Origin of the sequence: Mesorhizobium sp. M7A.F.Ca.US.006.04.2.1, assembly GCF_004022915.1 — a bacterium.
Taxonomy (GTDB): domain Bacteria; phylum Pseudomonadota; class Alphaproteobacteria; order Rhizobiales; family Rhizobiaceae; genus Mesorhizobium; species Mesorhizobium ciceri.
In genome coordinates, this window is sequence record NZ_RZQA01000901.1 from 1 (window position 1) to 2,440 (window position 2,440).

Here is a 2,440-nt window from a genome sequence, read left to right on the forward strand (position 1 = left end):
AGCTTGCTGTCATCGGCCGAACCGGGAATCGAGGCGGCCAGCACCGCCGTCAGTGCAAGACCGGCAACGCCGGCCAGAATGCCAAGTTTGTTCATTGTTCCCAACTCCTTGTTTCTTGTCTTGCTTTGTTGCATGGCGGCCCTCGCCGCCTCGGGACGACTTCGTCGCCCTGGGCATTGCGGTCAGACCCGATGTCCGGCCGCGATGATCTTCTTCAGGAAACCTTGCGTGCGCTCCTGCTTGGGATTGCGGAAAATCTCGTCCGGTTTGCCTTCTTCGACGATCCTGCCGCGATCGAAGAACAGCACCCGGTCGGCGAAATCATGGGCAAAGCCCATCTCGTGGGTGACCAGCAGCATGGTCATGTCGGTCTCGGCGGCGAGCTTGCGCATGACGTTCATCACCTCCTCGACCAGCTCTGGATCGAGCGCCGACGTCACCTCGTCGAACAGCATGATCTTCGGCGACAGCGCCAGCGCCCGAGCGATCGCCACGCGTTGCTTCTGCCCACCGGACAGCTGCGCCGGCATGTTCTTGGCCTTGTCGGCCATGCCGACCATTTCGAGCAGTTCCATCGCCCGCTTTTCGGCGGCGGCACGCGGCGTGCCCTTGGTCAGCATCGGCGCCAGCGTGACATTGTCCATGACGCACTTGTGCGGAAACAGGTTGAACAGCTGGAACACCATGCCGATCTTCTGGCGCATCCTTGTCAGATGCCGCTCATCGGCGGGCAACAGCTGGCCATTGCGCTCCATGTGATAGAGCTGCTCGCCGTCGATCTGGATATGACCGCCATCGATGCGCTCCAGCGTCATCAGGATGCGCAGGATCGTCGTCTTGCCCGAACCCGATGGGCCGATCAGTGCCAGCTTCTCGCCGGGCATGACTTGCATCGACAGGCCGTCCAGCACCTTGAAGCTGCCGAAGCTTTTCGAGATGCTGTCGATCTTGATGATGGGCGCTGGTGCGGACAAATCTATTTCCCCGTGCTGGAGAAGCTTATGCCCCTTAACGATGCGGAACGCGCCAAATCATGTCAATTGGGAAAATAATATCATGACAATTATTCTGATTCCGCACAATTTCCGGGCAAACCGGACCTAGATTGCGAGCAGCAGATGCTCCGGATCGCCAAGCAGCAGCTTGGTGACAACGCCGAGGCCGGCGCGCAGTTCCCCCTCGGTGGTCGAACCCAGCGAGATACGCACCGCCGGATGCCAGGGCGCACCCGAAATACGGAAGGATGTTCCGGGCGCGATAGCCACGCCTTGCAGGCGGGCCTGGGCGACAAAGCTTTCCTCGGCACGGTCCGCGGGCAGTTGAAGCCAGACATGCAGCCCGTCTCGCCGGGCGCGATAGTCGACCCCCGCCAGCACCTGCGCTGCAATATCCTGCCGGCGCCGCAAAGCCGCGCGCTGCCAGTGGACAAGCTCCATCGCCGTGCCGTCGGTCACCCATTTGGTGGCGATCTCGGCCACCAGCGGCGTCGCCATCCAGTTCGAAACCAGATGCCGGTTGGCGACGGCGGCGACGTAGCGGTCGGGTGCGGCCAGATAGCCGATGCGCAGGCCGGGCACGGTGATCTTGGTGAAGGAGGTGACGTAGAGCGTACGCTCCGGCGCGAACGCGGCAACCGGCGGCGGCCGGTCTTCGACCAGCGGACCCAGCACATCGTTCTCGATGATGGCGATATCGTGCTTGCGCGCGACCGCCGCGATCTCTTCTCGCCGCCGCGCATCCATCAGCGTCGCCGTCGGATTGATGACCGAGGGCTGCACGAAGACCGCGCGGATGTCGGAAAGCCGGCAGGCCTCGTCCAGCGCTTCCGGAATCAGGCCGTTGTCGTCGATCGGCAGGCCTTCCAGGTTGAAGCCGAGATAGCGTGCCAACGGCACCAGCGTATGGTGGCCGATCGCCTCCGTGGCGACCGTAGAGCCCGGCGGCGCGACGCTCATCAGCGCCACTGTCATGCCGGCGGTGGCGCCGTTGGTCAGGCTGACGTTCTGCGGCGATGCATCGAGGCCGCACAGTCTCAACCATTCGACCGCCACCGCGCGGTGGCGGGGAAACACCATGTTGGGCCGGAACGAAAGTGCTGAACTCGACGGCAGGTTCTCAGCCAGCCATCCCAGTGCCTGCTTCAGCCGCTCAAGATGCATCGGCTCGCAGACCGGTTTCAGGATCGAAAGGTCGATGACTTCACCGAGCCGCTCCGGCAGATAGGGCGGCTCGGGCTCGCGGCGCTGCGTCTGGACGAAGCTGCCGCGGCCGATCTCGCCCGAAATCAGGCCGCGGCGGATCAGTTCCTCATAGGCGCGGCTAACCGTCTGCACCGAAAGCTTGAGGTCGTCGGCCAGCCTGCGATGGGTCGGCAACCGCGCGCCATTGGCAAGGCGTCCGTCATGGATGGCGCGCGCGAACTGGTCGGCCAGCGACTGAT

The 2,440-nt window shown here is 63.6% G+C and carries 2 protein-coding genes; both read right to left on the minus strand.

What is annotated here, in order from left to right:
- Positions 1-182 precede the first annotated feature (182 nt).
- Positions 183-974 (minus strand): ectoine/hydroxyectoine ABC transporter ATP-binding protein EhuA, encoded by a 792-nt coding sequence (gene ehuA / locus EN925_RS31915; RefSeq protein ID WP_027162225.1) that lies wholly within the window; start codon positions 972-974, stop codon positions 183-185.
- 126 nt (positions 975-1,100) lie between these two features.
- A complete protein-coding gene (locus EN925_RS31920; protein WP_245487376.1) occupies positions 1,101-2,432 on the minus strand; it encodes a PLP-dependent aminotransferase family protein in 1,332 nt (443 codons plus the stop codon).
- Between the last annotated feature and the right edge of the window lie 8 nt (positions 2,433-2,440).